Raw genomic sequence first — 26,142 nt, 5'->3', positions numbered from 1 at the left:
TACGTACCTCCGGCGCCCTCGGTGACGTCGGCGGGCATCGACGTCCGCTCGAGCGGATCGTCTCCAGGTCCACGACCGCTGTGCCTGTGCGCTGCACCTACGAACAACGCAAGGGGTGCCTTTGCGGCCGCTGGTGCGGTGACAGCGTTCTCGCCGTCACCGCACCAGCGAGCTGACACATGGTCCGTCTGCAGCCTCGCCAAGCCGCGGAGAGCGCGCTGGGGCTGACTGTCCACAAGTGCCGCCATCTGGTTGGTCCGTCGACCTCTGCCAGGTAGTCGGCCCAGCCTTCCGGGTCGGCCTCCATCGGCTCGCGGATGGTCCTGCGGCAACCACTCCGCACCTGCGTGCGCGCCGGCCGGCACCGTCAGGTCGCGTTCCACACCCCTGTCGCCAGCATCAGCAGCGTGAACGAGCCGATCGCGATGCGCCAGCCGACGAACGGCGCGTACGAGTGGCGCTCCAGCCAGCGGAACAGCCACGAGATGACCCCCAGAGCCACCGCGAACGAGATCACCGTTGCCAGGATGGTGGGCCCGGTGCCGTACACCGAACCCTCCTCCATCGCGCTCGGCCACTCGTAGATCCCCGCGCCGAGCACGGCCGGGATGGCCAGCAGGAACGCGAACCGTGCGGCCGTGGGCCGGTCGAGGCCGAGGAGCAGGCCCATGCTGATGGACGCACCGGACCGGGACACGCCCGGAATCAGTGCCAGCGCCTGCGCCGCGCCGATGGCGATCGCGTCGCGATAACGCAGATCGGCGCCGGTCCGTTCCCGGCGCCCCACCCGGTCGGCGATGCCGAGCACGATCCCCAGCGTCACCAGCGTGGTCCCGATGATCCACAGCGAGCGGAAGTCGTTCTCGATGACGTCCTCGAACGACAGCCCGGCGACCACGATCGGCACCGTGCCGATGATCACGAACCAGCCCATCCGCGCGTCCTGCGGATCGTAGCCGCGCCGCCGGCGCCCGCGACGCAGCTCGGCGCCGTCGCGGGAACGGCGCACGAACAGCGACCGGAACCAGGCGTCGATGATCCGCCCGATGTCGCGGGCGAAGTACAGGATGACGGCCGTCTCGGTACCGATCTGGCTGACCGCGGTGAACGCGGCGCCGGGGTCCTCCCACCCGAACATCTCCGGGACGATGCGCAGGTGCGCGCTGGACGAGATCGGCAGGAACTCGGTCAGTCCTTGCAGCACACCGAGGACGGCCGCTTCGAGCCATTCCATGCTCAGGACGCCAGCCCGGCGCCGTCCAGCGCCTCACTCAGCGCCCGCAGCCCGGCCACCCGCTCGTCCAGCTCGCCGCTGAACAGCCCGACGGCGAGGGTGCCGACTCCGGCGTCGGCGTAGGCGTGCAGCCGCTCGCGCACCCGCCCGATCGGGCCGATCAGCGCGGTCCGGTCGATGAACTCGGTGGGCACGGCCGCGGCCGCGGCGCGGTAGCGGCGCTCGAGGAACTCGTCCTGCACGCGCGCGGCCGCGTCGCCGTAGCCCATCCGGACGGCGAGGCGGTTGTAGAAGTTCTGTTCCCTGCTGCCCATCCCGCCGAGGTACAGCGCCGTGTAGCCGCGAACCGCGTCGGCACACGCCTCCACGTCGTCACCGATGACCACCGGCACCGTCGGGACGACGTCGAAGCCGTCCATGTCGAGTCCGGCACGTTCCCGGCCGGCACGCACCCGGTCGAGCGTGTCGGAGGAGTGCTCGGGCGCGAAGAAGACACTCAGCAGCCCGTCGGCGATCTCGCCGGTCAGTTCGAGGTTCTTCGGCCCGATGGCGGCCAGGTAGACCGGGATCCGCTCGCGTGCCGGCTGGACGGTCAGCTGCAGCGCCTTGCCCGGCCCGTCCGGTAGCGGCAGCGTCCAGTGGGCGCCGTCGTAGCGCAGCTTCTGCCGGCTCAGGGCGGTCCGGACGACGTCGACGTACTCGCGGGTGCGCGCCAGCGGCCGGTCGAACCGGACGCCGTGCCACCCTTCGGAGACCTGCGGGCCGGACACGCCGAGGCCGAGCCGGAACCGGCCGCCCGACAGGCCGTCCAGGGTGGCGGCGGTCATGGCCGTGGTCGCCGGCGTGCGGGCCGGGATCTGCATCACCGCGCTGCCGACGTCGATGCGCTCGGTCCGCGCGGCCACCCACGACAGCACGGTGGGTGCGTCGGAACCGTACGCCTCGGCGGCCCACACCGACGAGTAGCCGAGCCGGTCCGCCTCCTGCGCCAGCGCGACGTTGTCCCCGTCGCTCGTCCCGCCCCAGTAGCCGAGGTTGAGCCCCAGCCGCATCCGTCGCACCTCATCTCGCCTCGCACGCACACCAGCCCTGGCGGACTCTACCGGCTGCGCGTCGCGGCGCTGCACGCCGTCCGCACCAGGTACTGTCGCGCCCGTGGAACAGCGACGACTCGGCGACAGCGGCCTGTGGGTGTCGTGCCTGGCACTGGGCACGATGACGTGGGGCCGCGACACCGACCAGCACGAGGCCCGCGACCAGTTGCTCGCGTACGCCGAGGCCGGTGGCACACTGATCGACACCGCGGCGTCGTACGGCGACGGCGACAGCGAACGCCTGGTCGGCGCGCTGCTCGACAACTCCGTGGCCCGTGCCGATGTCGCGATCGCCACCAAGGCCGGTATCGCCGTCCGCCGCGGCGAACGGCGCGTCGACGTGTCCCGGAAGGCGCTGCTCGACCAGCTGGACGACTCGCTCGACCGGATGGACCTCGACTACGTCGATCTGTGGCAGGTCCAGGCATGGAGCGACGACGCCCCGATGGACGAGACGTTCAGTGCACTGGACCACGCGGTCACCTCCGGGCGCGCCCGCTACGTCGGGGTGTCCAACTACTCCGGCTGGCAGACGGCCGCGGCGGCGGTGCACCAGCGCTCCGGCGCCGCCCGTGTCCCGCTGACCGCCACCCAGGTGGAGTACTCGCTGCTGCAGCGGGGAGCCGAACGCGAGGCCCTGCCGGCCGCGGGGCGGCTCGGGCTGGGTGTGCTGGCGTGGTCGCCACTCGGCCGCGGTGTGCTCACCGGGAAGTACCGCGGTGGCACCCCCGCCGACTCGCGCGGCGCCACGAGTCACCTCGCGCCGTTCGTCGACCCGTACCTCGACGACAGGTCGCGCCACGTCGTCGACGCGGTGTGCACCGCCGCCGAGGGCCTGGGGGCGCTGCCGCTGGAGGTCGCGCTGGCGTGGACCCGTGACCGACCCGCGGTGGGCGCCGCCGTCGTCGGCGCCCGCACGGCGGCGCAGCTGCGCGACGTGCTGGGCTCCGACGATCTCGTGCTGCCGGACGAGATCCGCGCCGCGCTGGACGAGGTCTCCGCGGTCCCGCTCGGCTATCCCGAACGGATGCCGTAGACCGGCGTCGCGGCTGGTGTCAGCCGGGCTCCTCGGTGTGGATGATCTCGTCCACCCGGTAAACGAGCAGGTTCTCGTCCGCGACACCGAAGGGGTCGTCGGTCAGGCTCTCGCTGTCGCTCTCGGGCAGCGCCTGCACCCACACCGTTCCGCCGCGCGGGCTCAGCCCCGCGTCCTCGGCGCGCTCGTCGAAGCCGTCGACGCCGTAGGCGTGCAGCATCTGGTAGAGCGCCCGGCCGGGGTGTGACACGTCGGCGACGGCGGACTCCATCGGGTCGTCCGGATAGAGCTCGCCGTAGGCCTCGCGGCCGGCGCCGAGCAGCGCGTCGCCGTCGCCGATGGTGTAGTCGCGCCGGACCAGCACACCGACCGTTCCCGGCACCGCGCCGTCATCCTCGTACTCGAGGCCGGTCGGCGGGCCTTCCGGGAACTCCCACGGCGTCACCTCGTCGCGCAGGTCGAACAGCAGGTCGTCGTATCGCTCGGCGGCCTGGCGCAGCGCGGTGTAGGCGGATTGGACGGCGGTGTCGGCTTCACCGCTCCGTCCGAGGACCGCCTGCAGATGCGCTTCGAGTGCGTCGGTCAGATCGTCGAGTGCCGCTTGGAGTCGTTCGTTGTCGTTCGCAGACGTCGTCACATCCGAAGACCGTACCGTTTCCGGCCGTGGCACGATATGCAGATGACGTGGTCGGTGCCGAAGAGTCCAGCATCCAGGGCCGCCCAAGCCGCCGAGTACGAGTTCTGCCAGATCAACCTGCCGCGCACCACCTCACGCGGTGCCGCGCGGCGGCTGCTCACCGATCAGGCCGAGTACGGCCACTGGGAGCTCGACCGGGTCCGGCTCGATCCCGACGGCTCGCGCCGGGTGGTCCTGCGCCGCAAGATCCTGCGGGTCCGCCCGACGCTGTAGGGCCTGTCCTGCGAACCCGGTCCAAACTTCCTCCTCACATGCTCAAGTGAGCCCGCGAGTCTGAGTCTGTGCACCAGTCGCGCGGCTTTCCTCCCGACGATCCCGTCGAGACGTCAGGCGAGCCGTCCTGCTGTCCGATCAGGCGGATCGCCTCCACCGGGTAGGGCGTTGCCCGGCTCTCCCGTTGGAATCGGCGATAGAAGTCCCCCACCACTGCGGCGACCGGCGCGTCACGGACCAGAACTGCCGCGACCGCCGCTGGAACTCCCTCCGGGGACACCCCCTGGGCGCAGGAGCGCACAAACGCCTTGCGTTCGTCCGGTCCGTACCCGTACAGAGCGACGGCCAGCCAGTTCACCAGGTGCGTGGCGGCGTAGCACCGGTCGTAGCTGCGGTGTTCGTCGAAAAAGTCGGCCTTGCCCTGTGTGAGCTCGAAGCGGGAGGAGATCGCGAGGCCGTAGTCGGCGAAGAAGAGCCGCCTGCCGTCAGTCAGGATGTTCTCGAAGTGGGCGTCGAAGTGCAGCAGCCCGCAGGCGTTCATGAACGAGATGCCAGCTTTCAGCTCGCTGTCCACCATGGCGCAGGCCCGCTCTGCGACCTCGTCACCGGCGCCGATCTGGACACCCAGCCAGTCGTGCAGGTTCTGCGGGATGTACTCCAGGAACAGCATGAGGCTCGCCGAGGACTGCTGCAGAGCCTCGATCCGGCGGCGTACTCCCGATCCGCCTCCCCAGTAGGCGACAGCTCGTTCCACATCGGCCAGTTCCTCGGGAAGTGGCTGGCCACGGTCTGGTAGCACCCGCCAGTGGTACATCAAGGGGAAACCCTCGTGCTCTCCCGCGATCACCCAGTTCGTCGTCATGATGTGCACGTCCAACTCCCGCCAGGCTCCGAACCCTGGGCCGCCGATGCTGCCGACGCCGAAGTGGCAGAAGGCCGGCAGTCCGAACAGATTCGCCGTGGAGCGAACGTTCTCCGGCCGTCGCTCAAGATCGGTAAGACGCACCTGCTTGACGAAGACCGAGGTTCCTTCGATCTCCAGCAGGACGGTCTTCCCACCGATGCCGGAACCGATCGGCGGGGCAGCGTCCACGAGCTCGCCCAGTCTGCGATCGCTGCATAGCGACAGCGATGTGGAAACGGCTCCGTGGGCGGCCAGACGAGGACCGCGGGACATGTCAGGGCTCTTCAACTCTGCCTCCAGCCGGGCACCCGCCCCTCGCGCCACCGCATCAGCAGACACCGCGGCAGGAACTGTCACCAGCCTCTCACGTGGGGTGATGGTGATGATCCCGTCCTACATCACACGGAACTGCTACCCGATCGACCTGGTGGACGGGCCTGCTGCGAGCCGACGTCGCTATGTGCCGACGACCTGCCGGTTTCGGTTCGTAGGCGATCGGTCGCTGCGCGGCACACAGGGGCGAAAGGGGCCTGTCTGCCGCACTGAGCGCCACCGGAGCGGACGCGGGATGTCTTGCGGGCTCAGCTGGAGTGCTGGACGACGCACAGCGGCCCCGCCCCGGTGAACTCACCAGGACGGGGCCGCTGTGTCTGCTCGATGTGTCTATTCGCCGTGCTCAGCCGATCAGGACCGGCGTGCGCGCAGCGCCACCGCGGCGCCGCCGACCAGCAGCAGTCCCGCAGCCGCCAGCAACGCCGACGTGCTGGACGAACCGGTGTCGGGCAGGTCGTCCTCACCGGACTCGGTGCCGGCAGCGCCGGTGTCGTCGGTCGGCTCGGACGTCGGCTCCGCCGTGGGCTCGGCCGTCGGCTCCTCGGTCGGCTCGGACGTCGGCTCCGCCGTGGGCTCGGCCGTGGGCTCCGTGGTCGGCTCGGACGTCGGCTCCTGGGTCGGCTCCTCGGTGCCGGCGACGGTGAGGACGGTCTCGGCGCTGTCGGAGCCGCCGTTGTCGCCCTCGGCCAGCGTCGTCGCCACGCCCAGCTCACCAGCGGTGGCGTCGTCGGCGATCTTCACCTCGAACGTCGCCTTGCTGCTGTCGCCGGCCGCGAGCGTCGCCTCGGTGTGGCACTCGACCCGCTGCGGGGTCACCAGCGCGCAGCCCTCGGCCGGACGCTCGGTGCCCTCGACGAACTCCTGCCCCACGATGCCCACGACCTCGGCACCGGCCGGCACCTCGAAGTCGACGATGCCGCCGACGAGGTCCTCGGTGCCGACGTGCTCGGCCACGGTGTTCACCTCGACGACGTCGCCCGGGGCACCCTCGACCTGCTCGTCGGCGGTGACGTCCAGCGCGACACCCTCCTCGGCCACCGTGATGACCGTCTCGGCGCTGTCGGAGCCACCGTTGTTCCCCTCGGCCAGCGTCGTCGCGACACCCAGCTCACCGGTCGCCGCGTCGTCGGCGATCTTCACCTCGTACGTCGCCTCGTTCACCTGGCCCGGCGACACCGTGCCCTGGGTACCGCACACGAGCTTCCTCGGAGTCTCGAGCGCGCAGCCCTCGGCCGGACGCTCGGTGCCCTCCTGGATCTCCTGACCCACCACACCGACGATCTCGGCACCCTCGGGCACCTCGAAGTCGACGATGCCACCTTCGATTGCCTCAGTGCCGGTGTTCGCGGCCGCGTTCGAGATCTCGACCACGTCGCCCGCGGCGGCGCGCACCTGCTCGTCGGCGGTGACGTCCAGCGCGACGCCCTCCTGGGCGACGGTGATGACCGTCTCGGCGGTGCCGGAGCCGCCGTTGTTCCCCTCGGCCAGCGTCGTCGCGACACCCAGCTCACCGGCAGCGGCGTCGTCGGCGATCTTCACCTCGAAGGTCGCCTCGGTGCTGTCGCCGGCAGCCAGCGTCGCCTCGGTTCCGCAGACCAGACGCTGCGGAGTCTCGAGCGCGCAGCCCTCGGCCGGACGCTCGGTGCCCTCCTGGATCTCCTGACCCACGACACCGACGATCTCGGCACCGGCCGGCACCTCGAAGTCGACGATGCCGCCGACCATGTCCTCGGTCCCGGAGTTCACGGCGGAACCGGAGACCTCGACCACGTCGCCCGGCGCGCCGACGACCTGTTCGTCAGCGGTCACGTCCAGCACGACACCGGTCTCTTGTGCGACCGCCGGCGCGGCCGCGAGTCCGGCGAGCAGCACGCCGGCTCCGACCGCACCGAGCCCGGGCAGCATGCGCCGCCCCCGTCCATTCGATTTCATTGAAGATGCTCCATGAGGAATTCATGTCAGCGTGCCCGCGCGCACACCGTACACGACGGGTCGGCGCGCGGAAGCGAGACTCACGCGAGATCGATGAACCGATCGAGAACCCGCGCTCCGAAGCGCAGGCTGTCGACCGGGACGCGCTCGTCGACCCCGTGGAACATGCCCGCGAAGTCCAGGTCCGGCGGCAGCCGCAGCGGCACGAACCCGAAGTTGCGGATGCCGAGCGTGCTGAACGACTTGGCGTCGGTCCCGCCGGACAGGCAGTACGGCACGGTCCGCGCACCGGGGTCCTCCGCCAGCAGCGCCGTGCTCATCGCGTCGACGAGCGACCCTCCGAACTCCGTCTGCACGGCGATGTCGTGGACCAGCGACTCGCGTTTCACGTTCGGTCCGAGGATCTCGTCGAGCGTCGCCGCGAACTCGTGCTCGTGGCCCGGCAGGTAGCGCCCGTCGACGTAGGCCTCGGCGCGCCCCGGGATGACGTTGTGCTTGTAGCCGGCCTTGAGCATGGTCGGATTGGTGGTGTTGCGCATGGTGGCCCCGACGATGCGCCCGACGTTGCCGAGCGTCTTGAGCATCTGCTCCGGGTCCTCCGGGTCGAGCGTGACCCCGAACTCCTCACCCACCGCGTCCAGGAACGCCTGCACGGTCGGGGTCAGCCGCACCGGCCATTCGTGCCGGCCCAGACGCGCCACCGCCTCGGCGAGCTCGGTGACCGCGTTCTCGGAGCTGACCATGGAGCCGTGCCCGGCCCGGCCGTCGACGGTCAGGCGCATCCAGTCGATGCCCTTCTGGGCGGTCTCGATCAGGTACAGGCGCCGGTCGTCACGGACGGTCAGGCTGAACCCGCCCACCTCGCTGACGGCCTCGGTGGCACCGGCGAACAGGTCCGGATGGTGGTCGACGCCCCAGTGCGCGCCGAGCAGGCCGCCGGCCTCCTCGTCGGCCAGGAACGCCAGGATCAGCGGCCGCGCGGGCAGCCGCCCGGTACGGATCCGGTCGCGCACAACCGAGAGGATCATCGCGTCCATGTCCTTCATGTCCACCGCGCCGCGACCCCACAGGCAGCCGTCGGCCAGCTCGCCGGAGAACGGATCGTGTGTCCAGTCGGCGGCATCGGCCGGCACGACGTCCAGGTGCCCGTGCATCAGCAGCGCGTCCGTGCGGGTGGGGTCGGTGCCCTCGATCCGGGTGACGACGCTGGTCCGGCCCGGCTCGGACTCGAAGACGGTGGTCTCGAGACCGACCTCGGCGAGCTGCTCGGCCACGTACTCCGCCGCCTGCCGCTCGCCGGGACCGCTGCCGTCGCCGAAGTTCGACGTGTCGATGCGCAGCAGGTCCCGGCAGAGATCGACGACCTCGGCGTCGGGCGCGGGAGACGAGGACGGCGTGGAGGTCGGCTCACTCATGGGGCCATCCTGACACGCCGCCGCGGCCGCCCCGGTCTCCTACGTCAGCTCGGTCCGCACCACCCGGGCCACGCCGACGAGCAGCGGCAGGAGGCACCACACGCCCATCGACGCCGCCAGCTGCGCCCACGCCTCGCCGTCCAGGCTGCCGTCGATGATCGGCGTCGTGGTGGCCTCCAGATCCAGCCACGCCGCGACGTCCTGCAGGGACGACACGACACCGCCCACGATCGACCACACCGTCGGCAGCGCGAAGAACGCCACGATCGCCAGCGGCGTGTTCAACAGCGCCAGCCCGAACGCCGCTCCGACGAGATATCCGGTGAGCTGGTACAGCACGGCCCGGGCGGGTTCGTCGGCGCCGAGTGTCCACTCCCCCGCCGCGTCGGTGACGGCCGGCGCCGCCAGGTTCGCCACGGCGGCAAGCGCCAGGGTCGCCGCGACCGTCACGACGACGAGCGCCACCCCCGCCGCCAGTTTCGCCGCGACGACGTGCCCGCGCCGGGGTTCGAGCGTGAACGTCGCCAGCGCGGTGCGCTGCGACCACTCTCCGGTGATCGCCAGGATGCCCACGATCGGCAACAGCAGTCCGGCGCCCATCTGCGCGATGCCGAAGAACTCCGACAGGTTCCGGTCGGCGGCGTCGCCGGAGAACATCTGGACGAGAATCATGCCGACGCCGGCGAGCAGCACGATGCCGAGCAGCCAGCGGCTGGCTCGCGTGTCGGTCATCTTGCGCAGCTCGACCCCGGTGAGCCGGGCGAGCGACGGCGACGGGACCGCGGTGCCGGTGCCGCCGGTGGCCGTGATGGTCGCGGCGCTCATGCCGCCACCTCCTGTTCGGTCGGCGCGGACGTGAGCCGCAGGAACATCTCCTCGAGTCCGCCGGAGTCGGCCGGACGGAGTTCCAGCAGCACGATCCCCGCACCGGCCGCGACCCGGCCGACCGTCTCGGCCTCCGCGTCGGCGGTGCACGTGCCGTCGGGCGCGAACCGCGCGTCGATTCCCGCGCCGACCAGCGCCTTCTCCAGCAGGTCCGGCTCGAGCGCGCGCACCACGAGCCCGGCGCTGCGCAGCAGCTCGTCCTTCGGGCCGTCGGCGACGATGCGCCCGCTGCCGATAACCACCAGGTGGTCGGCCACCGCCTCGACCTCACGCAGCAGGTGCGACGAGAGCATGACGGTGCCGCCGCGGTCGGCGAAGTCGCGCAGCACGCCGCGCATCCAGTGGATGCCCTCGGGATCGAGTCCGTTCGCGGGCTCGTCGAGGATCAGCACGGTCGGATCTCCGAGCAGGGCGTGGGCGATGCCGAGGCGCTGGCGCATCCCGAGCGAGTAGTTCTTGACGCGCCGCTTCGCAGGTGCGCCGGCGAGGCCGACCCGCTCCAGGGTCTCGTCGACGCGTCGCGAGCCGATCCCCATGAGCTGGGCGGCCACGGACAGGACCTCCCGCCCGGTCCGGCCGGCGTGCTGCGCCGACGCGTCCAGCAGCACACCGACCTGACGGCCCGGGTTCGGCAGGTCGCCGTACGCGACGCCGTGGACGGTGGCCGATCCGGACGACACGGGCGACAACCCGCAGATCATCCGCATCGTCGTCGACTTGCCCGCGCCGTTGGGGCCGAGGAAGCCGGTGACAGTGCCGGGCTCACAGCGGAAGGACACGTCGTCCACCGCCGTGACCGCACCGTATCGCTTGGTGAGGTGCTCGACTGTGATCATGCCGACCACGGTGCCCGCCGCCGCGCCCGCCGCGCGTCGGCCGGACGGTCAGACAGCTGCGACGGAAGTCGCATCCGCCGTCGACTTCGGTTCGATGCCGCCGCGACCTCCGGACTCGTAACGTATGGACCGTGACACCTTCCGCAGCGCCTTCGACCGGCGGCTCGAGCGGCGGCTCGGCCGACCCCGAGTTCCCGGCGTTGCTTCCCGGGCTGCTGCGCAGCGATCCGGGCGACGTGGATCTCGGCCGTCCGGCCCGCCGCTCACCACGGGACTGGGCCGTCGACACGGTGGCCTTCCTGCTGGCCGTCGGCATCGGTCTGATCGGCTACGACACCGCACTGGTGAACAACGACCCCCCGGAGGTCGTGCAGCTGCTCGACCTCGTCGGTGGTGGACTCGCCTGCATCGCGCTGTGGTGGCGGCGCAGCCGTCCGATCGAGCTGTCCGTGGTGTGCGCGCTGCTGTCGGCCGGGCTCACCTCGGTGGCCGGTGCCGCGGCCGTCGCGTTGTTCACCGTCGCCGTGCACCGGCGCTTCGTCGTCGCCGCGGGGGTGGCCACGCTCAACGCGGTGTCCGGCGCCTCCTTCTACGCCCTCTACCCGGAGGAGACCACCTCCTGGCCCGAGTCGGTGGCTCTGACCGTGCTGTTCGTGGCGGTCGTCACCGTCTGGGGGATGTTCGTCCGCGCCCGACGGCAGCTGGTCCTGTCGCTGCGTGCCCGCGCGCACCAGGCCGAGGCCGAGTCGGCGCTGCGGGTCGAGCGGGCCCGCCATCTCGAACGTGAGCGCATCGCCCGCGAGATGCACGACGTCCTCGCGCACCGCATCTCGCTGCTCAGCGTGCACGCCGGCGCGCTGGAGTACCGGCCGGACGCGCCCCGCGAGGACGTCGCCCGCGCCGCCGGGGTGATCCGCGCCAGCGCGCACCAGGCGCTGCAGGATCTCCGCGAGGTCATCGGCGTGCTGCGCACCCAACCGGGCGACGACGCCCACGGAAGTGATCCCGAGCGTCCGCAGCCGACGCTCGCCGACGTCCGGACCCTCGTCGACGAGTCGCGGCAGGCGGGCATGCGGGTGACCCTGGCCGACGGCCGCGCCGACGACACCGAACCGCCGCAAGCCGTCGGTCGCTGTGCCTACCGCGTCGTGCAGGAAGGACTGACCAACGCGCGCAAGCACGCGGACGGCGCGTCGGTGCGGGTCCGCCTCGACGGCGCCGAAGGGTCGGGCCTCGACATCGAGATCAGCAACAAGCCACCGGTGGGCTCGGCCGCACCCGACCGGATCCCCGGGGCGGGCAGCGGACTGGTCGGTCTGGCCGAACGGGTGGAGCTCACCGGAGGGCGGCTGCAGCACGGCCACACGCCCGGTGGCGACTTCCGGCTGCACGCCTGGCTACCGTGGCCGGCATGAGCACCGGGGACCGCGCCGACACCCGCACCAGCACACCGGTCAGTGTGCTGATCGTCGACGACGACGCGCTGGTCCGCGCCGGCCTGTCGATGATGCTGGGCGGTGCGCCGGACGTTCACGTCGCCGGCGAGGCGACCGACGGCGCCGACGTGCCGGCCCTGGTCGAGTCCACCGGCCCGGACGTCGTCCTGATGGACATCCGGATGCCCCGGGTGGACGGGCTCGCCGCGACCGAGACGCTGCGCCGTCGCGGCGACCCGCCGGAGATCGTCATCCTGACCACGTTCGACACCGACGAGCACGTCCTGCGCGCGCTGCGGGCCGGCGCCACGGGCTTCCTGCTCAAGGACACGCCGCCGGCGGAGATCGTGACGGCGGTACGGCGGGCGGCCACCGGAGAGCCGATCCTCTCCCCGTCGGTGACGCGCCAGCTCATCGCGCACGTGTCCGACGGAGACGACGGCCGTCGCGCGCGGGCGGACGCCGTCGAGCGGCTCGCGGCGCTGTCGGATCGCGAGCACGCCGTCGCGGTCGCGATCGGGCACGGCAAGTCCAACGCCGAGATCGGTGCCGAGCTGTACATGAGCGTGGCCACCGTCAAGGCGCACGTGTCGCGCATGCTCACGAAGCTGGACCTGAACAACCGCGTGCAGCTCGCACTGCTCGCGCACGACGCCGGCCTGGTCTGAGCCGGCCTGGTCTGATCAGCCGGCTTTCCACTCCTCGGCGAGCATGGCGAAGTCGGCTTCGCCGGTCCAGACACCCTTGACGAACTCGTTCTCGACGAAGTTGCTTTCGCGGCGCATCCCGAGCCGCTCCATCAGCCGCGCCGACGCCGTGTTGGCGTCGTCACAACGGCCGATGATGCGCCGCAGGCCGAAGGTCTCGAAGCCGAGCCGGAGCATCTCGGTCGCGGCTTCGGCGGCATATCCGCGGCCCTGCGCGTCCGGGTGGAACGAGAAGCCGATCTCGCCGCGGCTGTGCTCGGCGCTGACCCACTGCAGGTGGACGTCGCCGATCAGGACGCCGGTGTCGCGGCGGACGACGGCAGCGCGGACGCTGTCGCCCTCGCGAGCGAGCGTCGTGCTCTGCATCCGCCGCCCCAGCGCCTCGACAGCGCGCCCTCGGCCCCACGGCTCCCAGTACATGTAGCGCGCGACCTCCGGACGGGCGTGCAGGTCGTGCAGCGCGTCCAGGTCGTTCTCGTCGAAAGCGCGCAGCGTCAGCCGCTCGGTCTCGACCGGTAGCGACGACGAAGGCGCCCCGTCCGCGTCCGGCGCCGATTCCAGCGCCCGCACGTCGACCCGGTGTGACCGGGCCTCGGGCAGTCGCGCCGCGGCAACCACCGCGTCCTGCCTGGTGTCCCGGTCGACGACGTAATAGCCGGTCACGTGTCCGTCCTCGGCGTCGGTCCGCTCGGCGCCGGAGGTCGTGACGACCTCGCCGTCGCGCACCCGCACCGTGACCGCCTCGCCCGGCTCGGTGACCGGGGCGCTGTCGCTGTATGGCTGGATCAGGAACTTCACGGCCGGTCAGGCTCCTCACGGTCGCGCGGTCGGTTCCGAGAACCCTATCGACTCCTGTCATCGACCGTCGTGGCGGTTTTCCGCCGGAACACGACGGTGATGCCGCCAAGACTGGACGGCATGACGCACTACCGATTCCGTCCCGTTCCCTCCGCCACACTGGCCGAACTGCGTGCTCGCGACGACGCGGGCGAGGCCCGCACGGGATACGTCGACGACGAGGGTGGCGCACCATTGCGGTGCTGCTTGCGCCGCAGCCGGCCCGGCGAGTCGATCATGCTGGTGTCGTACGCGCCGCTGCGCCGGTGGGCGCGTGCCACCGGCGCCGACCCGGGTCCGTACGAGGAGGTGGGCCCGGTGTTCATCCACGCCGAGCCGTGCGCCGGTGCCGTCGGCGACTTCCCGGTCGAGCTGCTCTCGGCCCGCCGCGTGTTGCGGGCCTACGACGCGCGGGGGCACATCCTCGGCGGCTCGACCGTCGCCCCGGCTCCCGGTCACGCAGACACGGCCGTCGGTGCTGCGCTCGACGCTTCGTTCGCGGACCCGGCCGTCGCGCTCGTACACGTGCGTGCGGTGGAGTTCGGCTGTTTCTTCACCGAGGTCCGGCGCCCTGGTTAGCCCGCCCCGGAGGCGGGTACGCGTTCGGCATGACCGAGAACATCAGCGACGGGCCCGGGCCGCTGCGGCACGTCCACGAGGGGATGCCGGTGCTCGACGCGGACGGTGACGACCTCGGCACCGTCACCGAGCTGAAGATGGGCGACGCCGAGGCCGCCACCACCGCCGGGCAGGAGCTTCCGGAGTCCGAGGGCCTGGTCCGGCCGTTCGGCCACGCGGCGCGGCTCGAGCCGGAGCTGCCGGAGCAGGCCGCCGCGCGGCTGCTGCGCGTCGGATACTTCCGGGTGGACCGGCCGATGGCCCGCGACGTCTACGTCGCCGCCGACCAGGTCGACCGGGTCGAGGACGGGACGGTGCACCTGGCGGTCCCGCTGGACATGCTGCTGCAGCGGCAGTGATCCGTCAGCGTCGCCGGAAGACGCCGTACTCGGCGACGACACCCAACGCGACGCCCGCCAGCAACGCGACCAGCTCGTCGAGGCCGAGGCCGCTGTCGCGTTCGGTCGCAGTCGCGAGCACCACGTTGGCGACGACGACGCCGGCGATGATCAGCAGCCCGAGCCGCAGCGGGCCGGCGGTGCGGTTCTCGTCGCTCATCGCGTGGCTCCGGCGCGGGCGTCCTCGGCCGCCACGTCGGCGCGTTCCAGCGGGATCGCCGGGAGGATCCGCGCCAGCGGTGACGGCAGCCACCAGGCACGCTCGCCGAGCAGGCCCATCACCGCGGGCACGACCAGGCACCGGATGACGACCGCGTCCAGGAACACCGCGACCGCGAGCCCCAGGCCGAACTGCTGCAGCATCCGGTCCGGGCTGAGCACGAACGCGCCGAAGACCACGACCATGATGGCCGCCGCGGCGGTGATCACGCCGCCGGTGGCCGCCAGCCCTTCGCGCACGGCGCGGGCGGCGTCGCCGGTCCGGCGCCATTCCTCGTGCATCCGCGAGACGAGGAAGACCTCGTAGTCCATGGACAGCCCGAACACGATCGCGAAGATCATCACCGGGACGAACGCCTCGACCGGGCCCGCCTGCGCGCCGAGCAGACCCTCGCCGAACACCAGCGTGACCACGCCGAGCGAGGCGCCGATGCTGAGCAGGTTCAGCACGGCGGCCTTCAGCGGAATCCACAGCGACCGGAAGACGGCCATGAGCAGCAGCGCCGACAGCCCGACGACGACCGCGACGAACAGCGGCAACCGGTCACTGACCGCGTCGGCGAAGTCCTCGGCGGCGGCGGTGGACCCGCCGACCAGGTACGTCGCTCCCGTCCGCTCGGACAGCGACGGCAGCACGTCGTCGCGCAGGTTGTTGACGAGGTCGCTGGTCCGTTCGGCCTGCGGCGCCGTCTCGGGATGGGCCATCACGATCGCCAGCTCGGCGTCCGGGATCGGCTGCGGCGGCGACGTGCCCGCCACCCCCGGCGTGTCCGACAGGGTCTCCCGCAGTGCGCCGCCGTCACTGCCCTGTGCCAGGACGATCAACGGCCCGTTGATGCCCGGGCCGAACCCTTCGGCGAGCAGATCGTAGGCCTGCCGGCTGGTGGACGACTCCGGGTCGTTGCCCGCGTCGGCGAACCCCAGCCGCATGTCGAGCACCGGCGCGCTCAGGGCAACCAACAGGGCAACCGCGGCCGCCAACGGCGCCAGCGGGCGGCGCCCCACCACCTCGGCCAGACGGCGCCAGCGCCCGCCGGCCTCACGCCGCGAACGCTCGGCGTGCCGGAGCACGCGCCGCTCGATCCGCCGGCCGAACACGGTGAGCAGCGAGGGCAGCAGGGTGAGCGAGGCGAGCATGGTCATCAGCACCGTCAGCGCCACCGCCAGCGCGACGCCCTGCAACGACCCCAGGCCGAGGGCGAACAGGCCGAGCAGGGCGACGATCACGGTGATCCCCGCGAAGATCACCGACCGCCCCGCGGTGTCGAGCGCCTTGCGCGCCGCGTCCTGCCGATCGGCTCCGGCCAGCAGCTCGCCGCGGTACCGCGCGAAGATCAACAGCGCGTAGTCGATTCCGACCCCGATGCCGACCAGCATCATCAGCGGCGGCGTGTACGTCGCGATGGTCACGGCGTGCGACACCAGCACGATCATGCCGAGCGTGCTGCCCACCGCGAACACCGCGGTGATCAGCGGCAGGCTCGCCGCGAGCAGTGAGCCGAACATCAGCACCAGGATCACCAGCGCCGCGAGCATGCCGGCGCCCTCCGCCGCGCCGCCGCCGGATTCCGAGACGGCGCGGACCGGGTCGCCGCCCAGCTCGACCCGCAGGCCGTCGCCGGCGGCGTCCTGCGCGGTCTCGATGATGGCGCGGACGTCGGCGGACGGAACGTCGGTGCTGGCGACGTCGAGCGCGACCGTCGCGTAACCGATCGTGCCGTCCGGCGAGACCGCCGCATCGGATTCGAACGGCCCGGTCACGGAACTGACGTGCGAGAGCGTGGCGACCTCGGCCAGCATCGTCTCGATCCGTTGCCGGGAGTCCGTGCCGCCGAGCCCGGAACCGTCCTGGAACACGATCCGGACGGTGGCGCCGGACCGATCGGGCGCGTGCCGCTCGAGCGTCTCGGTCAGCTCCTGGGACTGGGTGCCCGGCAGCGAGTGGTCGTCGTGGTACTCGTCCCCGACGGTCTGCGACACCGCGGTGATGGCCACCAGCAGAACCACCCACAGGCCCAGCGCCGTCCAGTGGTGCCGCTGCGACCAGCCGGCCAGCCGTTCCAGCCGGGTGGTGCGCGAACGGGTCGACGGGGCAGTGGCCACGGTGCTGTCCTCCTGGAGTGACGACGGTCGTTTGTCGGACTCAGCATCCGCCCGCGACGTGTCCGGCCGCGTCCCCCGAGGGTGGGCACCTGGGCTACACCCGCAGTTGCGACCCCGACGCGGCCCCTGACATCCCGGGTTGGTGCGCCGGTTGTTTCGGCACCCTGCCGGCGCGGGAAGTCTCACCAGGTGGGGAAGGCTGGTAGGTGTGATGCTGATGCCGCACGCCGAAGCTACGGCGACCATTGCAACCGACGCGGACACGCTGTGGAGGGTGGCCGGCGACTTCGGTAGCGTCGGCGCTTGGCACCCGTGGCTCACCTCGACCAGCACCGACGGCGCCGAGCCTGGAGCGCGGCGGACTGCGATAGCCGCAGATGGGAGCCAGCAGATCGAGCAACTGGTTCACATCGATCCGGCAAACCGGTACTACCGCTACACGATGGAGTCGACGCCGCTGCCCGTCGCCGACTACGTCGCGGAGTTCCGCATCGACCCCATCGACGGAAGCTCGTGTGTCATTCGGTGGACCGCTGACTTTCGGGCCACGTCCGGGCAGGAGGCCGATGCGGTCGACACGGTGCAGAGCTTCCTCGCCGCTGGAGTGGAGGAGCTGCGGCAACGCCATGCGTAGCCGGCGCCCACACAGGCACGTCCACCGGCGCAGTCAAGCGTTGATGCCCGCCACGGTCACGCCAGCCAGCCTGGAGTGACCAGGCCGGCCTCGTAGGCCAGCACCACGAGCTGGGCGCGATCACGCACGTCCAGCTTGGTCATGATCCGGCTGACGTGGGTCTTGGAGGTGGCGGGGCTCAGCACCAGGCGTTCGGCGATGTCGTCGTTCGACAGGCCGCCGGCGACCATCGTCAGCACCTCGCGCTCGCGTTCGGTCAGCGTGTCCAGCCGCGGACTCCGGACCGGCTCCTTCAACCGGCCGGCCAGCTCGGAGATCAGCCGCCGGGTGGTCGACGGCGAGATCAGCGCGTCGCCGCGGGCCACCACCCGGACCGCGTGGATCAGCTCCATCGGCTCGGTGTCCTTCACCAGGAAGCCGCTGGCGCCCGCGCGCAGCGCGCCGTAGACGTACTCGTCCAGGTCGAACGTCGTCAGGATCACCACGCGGACGTGCTCGAGCCGCCGGTCGTCGACCAGCCGGCGGGTCGCCTCCAGCCCGTCGAGCCGGGGCATCCGCACGTCCATCAGCACCACGTCCGGGAGCAGCTCGCGCACCTGCTCGACCGTCTCGACGCCGTCCGCGGCCTCGGCCACCACGTCGATGTCGTCCTCGCCGTCCAGGATGGACCGGAAGCCGGCACGGACGAGCCGCTGGTCGTCGGCGAGCACGACGCGGATCACGACGACGCTCCGACCGGCAGCCGGGCGCTCACCCGGAAACCGCCACTCGGTGCGGCGCCGGCGTCCAGCGAACCGCCGACCGCCCGCGCCCGTTCGGCCATCCCCCGGATGCCGTGGCCGGTCCCGTCCACCGGCCCGCCGCGACCGTCGTCGGCCACCTGCACCGTCATGTCCTCTCCCCCGTATCCGATCCGGATCGTCACCGACCCGGCCTGCGCGTGCCTGGTCACGTTCGTCAGCGCCTCCTGCACGATCCGGAACGCCGCGGCGTCGACCGCCGGCGAGAGCTCGGCCGGCTGCCCGGACGTTTCGACCCGGACCGTGAGCCCGGCCGCCTCGATCGGCTCGGTCAGCTCGCGAAGCCGGTCCAGACTGGGCGGTGGCGCCGTCGGCGCGGACTCGTCGACCTGCCGGAGCATCCCGAGCGTGCCACGCATCTCCCCCAGCGCCGTCCGGCTGGACTCCTTGATCGCCGTCAGCGCCTCGGCGGCCTGCGCCGGGTCGCGCTCCATCCGGTGCAGCGCCGCGCCCGCCTGCACGTTGATCAGCGAGATGGTGTGGCCGAGCACGTCGTGCAGCTCGCGCGCGATGCGCAGCCGCTCCGACTCCCGCGCCCGCTTCTGCGCCTCGTCCAGGTACGCACGCCGGTTACGGGCGACGGCTCCGAGCGCCACGGCCGCCACGAGCCAGCTGACCACCAGGAAGACTCCGACCTCGCCCAGCGGCGACGCGCCGAACCCGAACTCGCCGTATCCCGTCCCGATGATGGCCAGCAGGCTGACCGCGCCGGCGGCCACCGGGTACCCCTCGGAGGCCACCGTGTACAGCGCGATGATCACGGTCACGAGCAGCGCGCCGTCGGTCTCGATCAGCGGGTAGTAGAGGCTGGACACCGCCACCGTGACCACCGCGACCGGCACCGGGTGCCGCCTGCGGAACGCGAGCGCACCTGATCCGGCGACGATCAGCGCCCAGCCCGCCGGCGGTACGCCGTGCAGCTGCACCGACCCGCTCCACGAGACCACGGTCGTCAGCACGACCGCCACGCCGACCAGGACGGCGAGCGCCACGTCGCCTCTGCGGACGGGCGCGCGCCGAGCACCGGATCCGGTGACGTCGACCATGTGCGCAGCATAGGCGTCGCGGTCCGGCACTGTCCCACGGGTGACGACCGGCACCTGCCGGCAGCGTCCGGACGGATCCGAAATCCCGTTACCCCTTGAGGAATTCGCGGCGGCGTGGCAACAATGTGCGTCGAAACGCTTCGACGAAGCGCTTCGACGAATGCCGCAGCAATGCCGGCAACATGCCGGCAACAATGCCCAGCGACGATGCCGGCGCACGAGAACAGGAGGGGCGCGGTGGCCACCATGAACGACGTCGCCCGCCTCGCCGGCGTCTCCGCCAGCACCGTCTCGTACGCCCTGACCGGGGTACGACCGGTGTCGGAGGCCACGCGTGAGCGGGTCCGGGTGGCCATGGACCAGCTCGGGTACCGGCCGAACGCCCTCGCCCGAGGGCTCGCCAGCAACCGGACCCGCATCCTGGCGCTGCTGTTCCCCGCCATCGAACGCGGGCTCGGCGGAACCGCCCTGGAGTTCGTCACAGCGGCGGCCGAGACCGCACGGGAACATGGCTGCCACCTCGTCCTGTGGCCCACCGGCGACGACGAGGTCGGCGAGACCCACGAACTGGTGCACCAGGGGCTCGTCGACGGCCTCGTGGTCATGGAGGTCAAGCTCGACGACCCGAGGGTCGACCTGCTGCGCTCCACGGCGACGCCGTTCACGCTGATCGGGCGAACCGCCCGGCCGGACGGCCTGCCGTACTGCGACATCGACTTCGAGCTGACGGTCCGCGGTGCGCTCGACCACCTCAGCGGACTCGGGCACGAGCACATCGCACTGCTGAGCCACTCCGAGGCCAGCCTGGCCGCCGGCTACGGACCGACGGTCCGGGTGCAGAAGGCCTTCGAGCAGCAGACGAGCGAACGTGGCCTGCCCGCCCTGGTCCGGCACTGCGACGAGTCCGCGGACGCGGGCCGTGCCGTCGCCGCCGACCTGTTCAGGACCCACCCGGAGGTCACCGCACTGGTGACGATGAACGACGACGCCACCTTCGGCGCGGTCGCCGAGATCGTCGAGGGCGGACGCGACGTGCCCGGCGAGGTGTCGGTGCTGTCCGTGGTCTCGTCGCCGCGGGTCGGCGCACTCAGCCATCCGCGGCTCACCACCATGGCCGCGCCGGGCGCCGAACTCGGGCGTCTCGGCGTCGAGTCTGTGATCACACGCGTCGAGCAGGGGGACTCCCCCGTCGTCCGCGAACTCATCCCGTGCCGGCTCGACGCCCAGGCCACCACCGGCCCGGCCCCCGGCACACACGCCCACACGCCCCCGGGCACACCGTGAAGGAGCGCAGATCCATGCCGATCACGAGAACGTTCACCAGGCCCAGGAAGACGGTCGCCGGCGCCGCGATGCTCGCCTGCACCGCACTCGCCCTCGCCTCCTGCGGCGGCGACGACGGCGACTCCGCGGGCGGCTCGTCCGACACGCTGCGGCTGTGGCACTACGAGGGCCAGAACAGCGCCATGGGCATCGCCTGGGACGAGGCCATCCGGATCTTCGAGGAGGAGACCGGCGCGACGGTCGAGTTCGAGGAGAAAGGGTTCGAGCAGATCCGCCAGACGGCGAACATGGTGCTCAACTCGGACCAGGCGCCGGACCTGATGGAGTACAACAAGGGCAACGCCTCGGCCGGGCTGCTCGCCTCGCAGGGTCTGCTCACCGACATCAGCGACGCCGCCGCGGAGTACGGCTGGGACGGGATGCTCTCGGAGAGCCTGCAGACCACCGCCCGCTACGACGAGAACGGCGTCATGGGCTCGGGCCCCTGGTACGGCGTCCCGAACTACGGCGAGTTCGTGATGTTCTATTACAACAAGGACATGTTCGCCGAGTACGGCATCGAGGTGCCCAAGACGTTCGACGACCTGGTCGCCGCGATGGACGCGTTCGTGGCCGAGGGCGTCACCCCGCTGGCGATGTCCGGCGCCGAGTATCCGGCCGGTCAGCTGTTCTACGAGCTCGCGCTGAGCCAGGCGGACCGGCAGTTCGTCGACGACTACCAGGTCTACGAGAACCCGGTCGACTTCGGCGGACCGGAGCTCAGCTACGCCGCGAAGACGTTCGACGAGTGGGTCAAGGCCGGCTACGTCAGCGGAGACTCCGCCAGCCTGAAGGCCGAGGACATGGGCACCGGCTTCATCGGCGGCGAGTTCCCGATGGTCTACTCCGGCTCCTGGTGGTACGGACGCTTCACCGACGAGATCTCCGATTTCGAATGGAGCACCTTCGCCTTCCCCGGCTCCGACCTGCACCCCGGATCCAGCGGGAACCTCTGGGTCGTGCCCACCGCCTCGGACAACAAGGAGCTGGCCTACGAGTTCATCGACATCACGATGCGCCCGGAGATCCAGGCCCTGCTCGGCAACAACGGCGGCGTGCCGGTCGCGGCCGACCCGGCCGACATCAAGGACGAGAAGAGCAAGGAACTCATCTCGCTGTTCAACGAGATCAACGAGGCCGACGGGCTGGCGTTCTACCCGGACTGGCCGGTCGCCGGGTACTACGACACGATCGTGGGCGCGCTGCAGCAGCTCATCAACCAGTCCGCGTCGCCGGACGAGGTCCTGCAGCAGCTGCAGGGACCGTACGAAGACGGCGTCGCCGAGATCACCGGCTGAGCCGGCACGGCCATGGCCACCACCTCGACACCCGCCCGCGTCGACGCCCGGCGGCGGGGGTACTGGATCTACCTGCTGCCGGGCGGGGTGCTGTTCCTCGCGGTCATCGTCATCCCGTTCGTGATGAACGTGGCGCTGAGCTTCACCGAGTGGCCCGGCGTCGGCGAGATCAGCTGGATCGGCCTGGAGAACTACACCGAGCTGTTCGCCGACGACGCGTTCTGGGCGTCGTTCCGCAACTCCGTTGCCATGATCGTCGCGATGGTCGTGGCGCCGACGCTGATCGGGCTGCTGCTCGCGTCCGCGTTGTTCGACGTCATCGGCAAGCGGTTCGGCGGCAAGAGCGCCAGCACCCTGCGGGCGCTGTTCTACCTGCCGCAGATCGTCCCGGTCGCCGTCGCCGGGATCGTGTGGGGCTGGATCCTGCGGCCCGAGAACGGCGCTCTCAACACGCTGCTCGAAGCCGTGGGACTGGGCGAGTTCGCCCAGAACTGGCTCGGCGACCCCGGCACCGCACTGCCGAGCGTCATGGCGATCATGGTGTGGGTCCAGATCGGCTATCCGGTCGTGATCTTCATGGCGGCGCTGCAGCGGGTGGACCCGCAGCTGCACGAGGCCGCCGAGATCGACGGCGCCGGCTGGTTCCGGCGGTTCCGCGCCATCACCATCCCGCAGATCCGTCCCGAGACCTTCGTCGTCGCGCTCACCTGCACCATCGCCGCCATGAAGGTGTTCGGGCCGATCTTCGTGCTGACCAGGGGCGGCCCCGGTGACGCCACCAACGTGCCGTCGTACTTCGCCTACCAGAACTTCTTCGAGCGCGCGGACGTCGGCTACGGCGCCGCCATCGCCACCGTTCTCACCCTGATCATCATCGCGCTGAGCATCGTCTTCATCCGATTCCAGGCGGCGAGCGAACGGAAGGAGCGCCGGTGACCACCGTGACCCGCACCTCGCAGCCGGCTCCGACGACCGACCCGCCCACTACCCGGCGCAACCGCGACCGGCACCACCGCGGTGCCGCGCGATGGATCGTGCTGGCGGCTCTCATCGCCGGCGCCGTGGTGATGCTGTTCCCGTTCGGCGTCATCGTGCTCAACGCGTTCAAGTCGCCCGCGGACTACAGCGCCGGCGGCCCGCTGGCGCTGCCCACCGAGATCTTCACCAGCGGGATGATCGACTTCTGGAACCGGGTGAACTTCGGCCGGAAGCTCTGGAACTCGTTCATGATCGCCGGTTCGGTCGCCGTGCTCGGCGTGCTCGTGTCCCTGTTCAACGCCTACGCGCTGGGGATCGGGCGGGTGAAGGGCCGGCTGGCGATCGTCGTGCTGTTCCTGATGGCGAACATGCTGCCGCAGGAAGTGCTGATCTACCCGCTGTACTACATCGCCCGCGAGGTGGGGCTCTACGACACCCAGCTCGCCGTGATCATCATCTTCACGGTGATCCAGAGCGCGTTCGGCACGTACCTGCTGTCGTCGGTGTTCGGCACGTTCCCGAAGGAGATCCTCGAAGCCTCGGCCCTGGACGGCGCGAGCAAGTGGCAGACGCTGTGGCGGATCATCTTCCCGATCAGCCGGCCGACGCTGTCGGTGTTGATGATCTTCTTCTTCATCTGGACGTGGAACGAGTTCTTCATCCCGCTGGTGTTCCTGATCTCCAACGACAACCAGACGGTTCCGGTCGCCCTGGGTGTGCTGCAGGGACAGCGGATGATGGACGCGACGACGACCAGCGCGGCCGCTCTGCTCGGCATCGTCCCGGCCATCGCCTTCTTCCTGATCTTCCAGCGCACACTCGCCCGCGGCATCACGGCCGGCGCCGTCAAATAAGGACACGTCAAAATGAAAGGACGTCGAGCGTGAAGTTCACCGATGGCTACTGGGGCATGCGTCCCGGAGTCGAGGCGCTGCACCCGGCCCAGGCCTACGACGTCGAGTCGGACCCGTCGTCGTTGACGGTCTACGCACCGACACGGCGTATCGAGCACCGCGGCGACACACTGAACCGGCCGCTGGCGACCATCCGGTTCACCTCCCCCATGGACGGCGTCGTGGGTGTGCGGATCACGCACCACTCCGGCGGAGTCGAGCGTCCGCCCCGGTTCGAGCTGCCCGGCGCCGGCTCACCGCCGGTCACGACGCACGTGGCCGACGACGTCGCCGAGCTCACCTCCGGGCCGCTGACCGCCCGGATCGTCCGCGGCGACGACTGGCGGGTCGACTTCGTCGCCGACGGCCGGGCGCTGACGTCGTCGGGCACCAAGGGCATGGGGTTCATGACCACGTCCGACAGCGCGCACCACGTCGTCCAGCGCCTCGACCTGGGACCCGGTGACGTCGTCTACGGCCTCGGCGAGCGCTTCGGGCCGCTGGTGAAGAACGGCCAGGTCGTCGACATCTGGAACAACGACGGCGGCACCGCCAGCGAGCAGGCGTACAAGAACGTCCCCTTCTACCTCACGAACGCCGGCTACGGGGTGTTCGTCAACCACCCCGGCCGGGTGTCGTTCGAGGTCGCCTCGGAGATGGTCTCGCGCACCCAGTTCAGCGTCGAGGACCAGGAACTGGAGTACTTCGTCATCCACGGCCCGACGCCGAAGGACATACTGGACCGCTACACCGCGCTCACCGGACGTCCGGCGCGGGTGCCCGCGTGGTCGTACGGGCTGTGGCTGTCCACGTCGTTCACGACCGACTACGACGAGGCGACGGTGACCTCGTTCGTCGAGGGCATGGCCGAGCACCGGATCCCGCTGAGCGTGTTCCACTTCGATTGCTTCTGGATGCGCGAGTTCAACTGGTGCGACTTCGAGTGGGACCCGCGCACCTTCCCCGACCCCGAGGGCATGCTCGCGAGGCTGCACGCGCGCGGCCTGCGCACCTGCGTGTGGATCAACCCGTACATCGCGCAACGCTCCGCGCTGTTCGACCAGGCCGCGTCGAAGGGGTACCTGCTGCGGCGCAGGGACGGCTCGGTGTGGCAGTGGGACCGCTGGCAGGCCGGTATGGGCGTGGTCGACTTCACCAACCCCGAGGCGCGCGAGTGGTACGCGTCGCACCTGCGGCGGCTGATCGACATGGGCGTCGACTCGTTCAAGACCGACTTCGGCGAGCGCATCCCCACCGACGTGGTCTGGGACGACGGCGCCGACCCGGAGCGGATGCACAACTACTACGCACAGCTGTACAACAGCACCGTCGCCGAAGTGCTGCGCGAGAAGCGCGGCGGCGCCGACGCGGTGGTGTTCGCCCGTTCGGCCACCGCCGGCGGCCAGCAGTTCCCCGTGCACTGGGGCGGCGACTGCGACTCCACCTTCGCGTCCATGGCGGAGAGCCTGCGCGGCGGGCTGTCGCTGGCGATGTCCGGGTTCGGCTACTGGAGCCACGACATCGGCGGGTTCGAGAACACGCCGGACCCGGCGGTGTTCAAGCGGTGGGTCCCGTTCGGGCTGCTGTCCTCGCACAGCCGGCTGCACGGCGCGGGCTCGTACCGGGTGCCGTGGGAGTTCGACGACGAGGCCGTCGACGTGCTGCGCCGGTTCACCACCCTGAAGCTGCGGCTGATGCCGTACCTGTCCGCCGTCGCCCGGGAGGCTCACGAACAGGGAACGCCGATGATGCGCCCGATGGCGCTGGAGTTCCCGGACGACCCGGCCACCACCTACCTCGACCGGCAGTACATGCTCGGCGACCGGATCCTGGTCGCGCCGGTGATGTCCGCGGAAGGCGACGTCAGCTACTACGTCCCGGACGGCACCTGGACGTCGCTGCTGGACGGGTCGAAGGTGACCGGGCCGCGGTGGGTCCGCGAGACGCACGGTTTCGGCAGCGCGCCGGTACTCGTCCGGCCGGACACGGTGCTGCCGCTCGGCGCGACCGACGACGACCCGCAGTACGACTACGCCGACGGCGTCACACTGCTGGTACACGAGCCGGCCGACGGGCACGACTCCACGCTGGTCGTCCCGGCCGCCGAGGGCACTGGGGGGACGACCGTCCGGGTCACCCGCTCCGGCGCGACGGTCCGGGCCACCACCGACCGCGACGACGTCCCGTGGCGGCTGCGACTCGGCGGTACCGATACTCTCGTGGAAGCCGAACCCGGCACGACCAGCCTGACGCTGTCGCTGTGATGGAGGATT

At 71.0% G+C, this 26,142-nt stretch carries 25 protein-coding genes and 1 pseudogene; 13 read left to right on the top strand and 13 right to left on the bottom strand.

What is annotated here, in order from left to right; translation table 11 throughout:
- Nucleotides 1-367 precede the first annotated feature (367 nt).
- Complete coding sequence (locus CLV30_RS20970) at nt 368-1,234, bottom strand: undecaprenyl-diphosphate phosphatase (protein ID WP_106539184.1); 867 nt, start codon at nt 1,232-1,234, stop codon at nt 368-370.
- A 2-nt stretch (nt 1,235-1,236) separates the two neighbouring features.
- Nucleotides 1,237-2,286 (bottom strand): LLM class F420-dependent oxidoreductase, encoded by a 1,050-nt coding sequence (locus CLV30_RS20965; RefSeq protein WP_106539183.1) that lies wholly within the window; start codon nt 2,284-2,286, stop codon nt 1,237-1,239.
- 103 nt (nt 2,287-2,389) lie between these two features.
- Here CLV30_RS20965 and CLV30_RS20960 point away from each other — a divergent pair, with 103 nt between their 5' ends.
- Nucleotides 2,390-3,364, top strand: coding sequence for an aldo/keto reductase (locus tag CLV30_RS20960; RefSeq protein ID WP_106539182.1), 975 nt, complete (start codon nt 2,390-2,392; stop codon nt 3,362-3,364).
- A 19-nt stretch (nt 3,365-3,383) separates the two neighbouring features.
- On the opposite strand, the gene CLV30_RS20955 is transcribed toward CLV30_RS20960, so the two are convergent.
- Nucleotides 3,384-4,001, bottom strand: coding sequence for a hypothetical protein (locus tag CLV30_RS20955; protein ID WP_106539181.1), 618 nt, complete (start codon nt 3,999-4,001; stop codon nt 3,384-3,386).
- A gap of 42 nt (nt 4,002-4,043) precedes the next feature.
- On the opposite strand from CLV30_RS20955, the gene CLV30_RS20950 reads away from it, so the two are divergent.
- On the top strand, nt 4,044-4,274 hold the full coding sequence (locus CLV30_RS20950; RefSeq protein WP_106539199.1) for a DUF5703 family protein: 231 nt from the start codon (nt 4,044-4,046) through the stop codon (nt 4,272-4,274).
- Nucleotides 4,275-4,308: 34 nt separating this feature from the next.
- On the opposite strand, the gene CLV30_RS20945 is transcribed toward CLV30_RS20950, so the two are convergent.
- On the bottom strand, nt 4,309-5,451 hold the full coding sequence (locus CLV30_RS20945) for a protein kinase family protein (protein WP_420842014.1): 1,143 nt from the start codon (nt 5,449-5,451) through the stop codon (nt 4,309-4,311).
- A gap of 411 nt (nt 5,452-5,862) precedes the next feature.
- Nucleotides 5,863-5,970: pseudogene (locus CLV30_RS27960) on the bottom strand (LPXTG cell wall anchor domain-containing protein); the annotation flags it as partial.
- Here CLV30_RS27960 and CLV30_RS27955 point away from each other — a divergent pair.
- Nucleotides 5,939-6,775, top strand: a complete 837-nt coding sequence (locus tag CLV30_RS27955; RefSeq protein ID WP_420842013.1) for a glycine zipper domain-containing protein — start codon at nt 5,939-5,941, stop codon at nt 6,773-6,775. The pseudogene CLV30_RS27960 and the gene CLV30_RS27955 overlap by 32 nt on opposite strands.
- 748 nt (nt 6,776-7,523) lie before the next feature.
- On the opposite strand, the gene CLV30_RS20935 is transcribed toward CLV30_RS27955, so the two are convergent.
- From CLV30_RS20935 to CLV30_RS20925, 3 genes are read right to left on the bottom strand one after another with little or no spacing between them, the layout of a single operon-like run.
- Complete coding sequence (locus CLV30_RS20935; protein ID WP_106539179.1) at nt 7,524-8,858, bottom strand: M20/M25/M40 family metallo-hydrolase; 1,335 nt, start codon at nt 8,856-8,858, stop codon at nt 7,524-7,526.
- A gap of 39 nt (nt 8,859-8,897) precedes the next feature.
- Nucleotides 8,898-9,683, bottom strand: a complete 786-nt coding sequence (locus CLV30_RS20930) for an ABC transporter permease (RefSeq protein ID WP_106539178.1) — start codon at nt 9,681-9,683, stop codon at nt 8,898-8,900.
- Nucleotides 9,680-10,579 (bottom strand): ABC transporter ATP-binding protein, encoded by a 900-nt coding sequence (locus CLV30_RS20925; RefSeq protein WP_106539198.1) that lies wholly within the window; start codon nt 10,577-10,579, stop codon nt 9,680-9,682. Before CLV30_RS20925 ends, CLV30_RS20930 begins: the two co-directional genes overlap by 4 nt.
- A 131-nt stretch (nt 10,580-10,710) precedes the next feature.
- Between CLV30_RS20925 and CLV30_RS20920 the strand changes: the two genes are divergently transcribed.
- Together CLV30_RS20920 and CLV30_RS20915 are read left to right on the top strand one after the other, a co-directional pair.
- Nucleotides 10,711-11,994 carry a sensor histidine kinase gene (locus tag CLV30_RS20920; protein ID WP_106539177.1) on the top strand — a complete coding sequence of 428 codons (1,284 nt, stop codon included), beginning with the start codon at nt 10,711-10,713 and terminating at the stop codon, nt 11,992-11,994.
- A complete protein-coding gene (locus CLV30_RS20915; protein ID WP_106539197.1) occupies nt 11,991-12,683 on the top strand; it encodes a response regulator in 693 nt (230 codons plus the stop codon). The genes CLV30_RS20920 and CLV30_RS20915 overlap by 4 nt, the downstream gene beginning before the upstream one ends.
- Nucleotides 12,684-12,698: 15 nt before the next feature.
- Here the strand turns inward: CLV30_RS20915 and CLV30_RS20910 are convergent, their stop codons facing one another.
- A complete protein-coding gene (locus tag CLV30_RS20910; protein ID WP_106539196.1) occupies nt 12,699-13,283 on the bottom strand; it encodes a GNAT family N-acetyltransferase in 585 nt (194 codons plus the stop codon).
- 357 nt (nt 13,284-13,640) lie between these two features.
- Between CLV30_RS20910 and CLV30_RS20905 the strand changes: the two genes are divergently transcribed.
- Nucleotides 13,641-14,138 carry a DUF1203 domain-containing protein gene (locus tag CLV30_RS20905; RefSeq protein ID WP_106539176.1) on the top strand — a complete coding sequence of 166 codons (498 nt, stop codon included), beginning with the start codon at nt 13,641-13,643 and terminating at the stop codon, nt 14,136-14,138.
- A gap of 29 nt (nt 14,139-14,167) precedes the next feature.
- Nucleotides 14,168-14,536, top strand: coding sequence for a hypothetical protein (locus CLV30_RS20900; protein WP_106539175.1), 369 nt, complete (start codon nt 14,168-14,170; stop codon nt 14,534-14,536).
- A gap of 4 nt (nt 14,537-14,540) precedes the next feature.
- On the opposite strand, the gene CLV30_RS20895 is transcribed toward CLV30_RS20900, so the two are convergent.
- Both CLV30_RS20895 and CLV30_RS20890 read right to left on the bottom strand, forming a co-directional pair.
- Nucleotides 14,541-14,735 (bottom strand): hypothetical protein, encoded by a 195-nt coding sequence (locus CLV30_RS20895; RefSeq protein ID WP_106539174.1) that lies wholly within the window; start codon nt 14,733-14,735, stop codon nt 14,541-14,543.
- Nucleotides 14,732-16,897, bottom strand: coding sequence for an MMPL family transporter (locus CLV30_RS20890; RefSeq protein WP_205741026.1), 2,166 nt, complete (start codon nt 16,895-16,897; stop codon nt 14,732-14,734). Before CLV30_RS20890 ends, CLV30_RS20895 begins: the two co-directional genes overlap by 4 nt.
- Before the next feature lie 211 nt (nt 16,898-17,108).
- On the opposite strand from CLV30_RS20890, the gene CLV30_RS20885 reads away from it, so the two are divergent.
- A complete protein-coding gene (locus CLV30_RS20885; RefSeq protein ID WP_106539172.1) occupies nt 17,109-17,531 on the top strand; it encodes an SRPBCC family protein in 423 nt (140 codons plus the stop codon).
- A 56-nt stretch (nt 17,532-17,587) separates the two neighbouring features.
- Here CLV30_RS20885 and CLV30_RS20880 read toward each other — a convergent pair whose 3' ends face one another.
- Together CLV30_RS20880 and CLV30_RS20875 are read right to left on the bottom strand one after the other, a co-directional pair.
- Entirely contained in the window at nt 17,588-18,253 is a 666-nt protein-coding gene (locus CLV30_RS20880) for a response regulator transcription factor (RefSeq protein ID WP_106539171.1), read from the bottom strand.
- Nucleotides 18,250-19,377 (bottom strand): sensor histidine kinase, encoded by a 1,128-nt coding sequence (locus CLV30_RS20875; RefSeq protein ID WP_106539195.1) that lies wholly within the window; start codon nt 19,375-19,377, stop codon nt 18,250-18,252. Before CLV30_RS20875 ends, CLV30_RS20880 begins: the two co-directional genes overlap by 4 nt.
- 246 nt (nt 19,378-19,623) lie before the next feature.
- On the opposite strand from CLV30_RS20875, the gene CLV30_RS20870 reads away from it, so the two are divergent.
- From CLV30_RS20870 to yicI, 5 genes are read left to right on the top strand one after another with little or no spacing between them, the layout of a single operon-like run.
- Complete coding sequence (locus CLV30_RS20870) at nt 19,624-20,661, top strand: LacI family DNA-binding transcriptional regulator (RefSeq protein ID WP_240723363.1); 1,038 nt, start codon at nt 19,624-19,626, stop codon at nt 20,659-20,661.
- A gap of 14 nt (nt 20,662-20,675) precedes the next feature.
- The gene (locus tag CLV30_RS20865) at nt 20,676-21,998 is read left to right on the top strand and encodes an ABC transporter substrate-binding protein (protein WP_106539169.1); all 1,323 of its coding nucleotides are present in this window, start codon (nt 20,676-20,678) and stop codon (nt 21,996-21,998) included.
- A 12-nt stretch (nt 21,999-22,010) separates the two neighbouring features.
- Nucleotides 22,011-22,934, top strand: coding sequence for a carbohydrate ABC transporter permease (locus CLV30_RS20860; RefSeq protein WP_106539168.1), 924 nt, complete (start codon nt 22,011-22,013; stop codon nt 22,932-22,934).
- Entirely contained in the window at nt 22,931-23,830 is a 900-nt protein-coding gene (locus CLV30_RS20855; RefSeq protein ID WP_205741025.1) for a carbohydrate ABC transporter permease, read from the top strand. Before CLV30_RS20860 ends, CLV30_RS20855 begins: the two co-directional genes overlap by 4 nt.
- Before the next feature lie 29 nt (nt 23,831-23,859).
- Complete coding sequence (yicI, locus tag CLV30_RS20850) at nt 23,860-26,133, top strand: alpha-xylosidase (protein ID WP_106539167.1); 2,274 nt, start codon at nt 23,860-23,862, stop codon at nt 26,131-26,133.
- Nucleotides 26,134-26,142: the final 9 nt, after the last annotated feature.

The organism is Haloactinopolyspora alba, from assembly GCF_003014555.1.
In the GTDB taxonomy this organism is placed as follows: Bacteria; Actinomycetota; Actinomycetes; order Jiangellales; family Jiangellaceae; genus Haloactinopolyspora; species Haloactinopolyspora alba.
Note: the sequence above shows the minus strand (reverse complement) of the source record. Positions and strands in the feature narration are given on the sequence as shown.

Coding starts and splice junctions, on each gene's coding strand:
- CLV30_RS20970 (WP_106539184.1), bottom strand. CDS start 1,234: ATGGAATGGCTCGAAGCGGCCGTCCTCGGTGTGCTGCAAGGACTGACC.
- CLV30_RS20965 (WP_106539183.1), bottom strand. CDS start 2,286: ATGCGGCTGGGGCTCAACCTCGGCTACTGGGGCGGGACGAGCGACGGG.
- CLV30_RS20950 (WP_106539199.1), top strand. CDS start 4,044: ATGACGTGGTCGGTGCCGAAGAGTCCAGCATCCAGGGCCGCCCAAGCC.
- CLV30_RS20945 (WP_420842014.1), bottom strand. CDS start 5,451: ATGTCCCGCGGTCCTCGTCTGGCCGCCCACGGAGCCGTTTCCACATCG.
- CLV30_RS20935 (WP_106539179.1), bottom strand. CDS start 8,858: ATGAGTGAGCCGACCTCCACGCCGTCCTCGTCTCCCGCGCCCGACGCC.
- CLV30_RS20930 (WP_106539178.1), bottom strand. CDS start 9,683: ATGAGCGCCGCGACCATCACGGCCACCGGCGGCACCGGCACCGCGGTC.
- CLV30_RS20925 (WP_106539198.1), bottom strand. CDS start 10,579: ATGATCACAGTCGAGCACCTCACCAAGCGATACGGTGCGGTCACGGCG.
- CLV30_RS20915 (WP_106539197.1), top strand. CDS start 11,991: ATGAGCACCGGGGACCGCGCCGACACCCGCACCAGCACACCGGTCAGT.
- CLV30_RS20905 (WP_106539176.1), top strand. CDS start 13,641: ATGACGCACTACCGATTCCGTCCCGTTCCCTCCGCCACACTGGCCGAA.
- CLV30_RS20900 (WP_106539175.1), top strand. CDS start 14,168: ATGACCGAGAACATCAGCGACGGGCCCGGGCCGCTGCGGCACGTCCAC.
- CLV30_RS20895 (WP_106539174.1), bottom strand. CDS start 14,735: ATGAGCGACGAGAACCGCACCGCCGGCCCGCTGCGGCTCGGGCTGCTG.
- CLV30_RS20885 (WP_106539172.1), top strand. CDS start 17,109: ATGCTGATGCCGCACGCCGAAGCTACGGCGACCATTGCAACCGACGCG.
- CLV30_RS20875 (WP_106539195.1), bottom strand. CDS start 19,377: ATGGTCGACGTCACCGGATCCGGTGCTCGGCGCGCGCCCGTCCGCAGA.
- CLV30_RS20870 (WP_240723363.1), top strand. CDS start 19,624: ATGAACGACGTCGCCCGCCTCGCCGGCGTCTCCGCCAGCACCGTCTCG.
- CLV30_RS20865 (WP_106539169.1), top strand. CDS start 20,676: ATGCCGATCACGAGAACGTTCACCAGGCCCAGGAAGACGGTCGCCGGC.
- CLV30_RS20860 (WP_106539168.1), top strand. CDS start 22,011: ATGGCCACCACCTCGACACCCGCCCGCGTCGACGCCCGGCGGCGGGGG.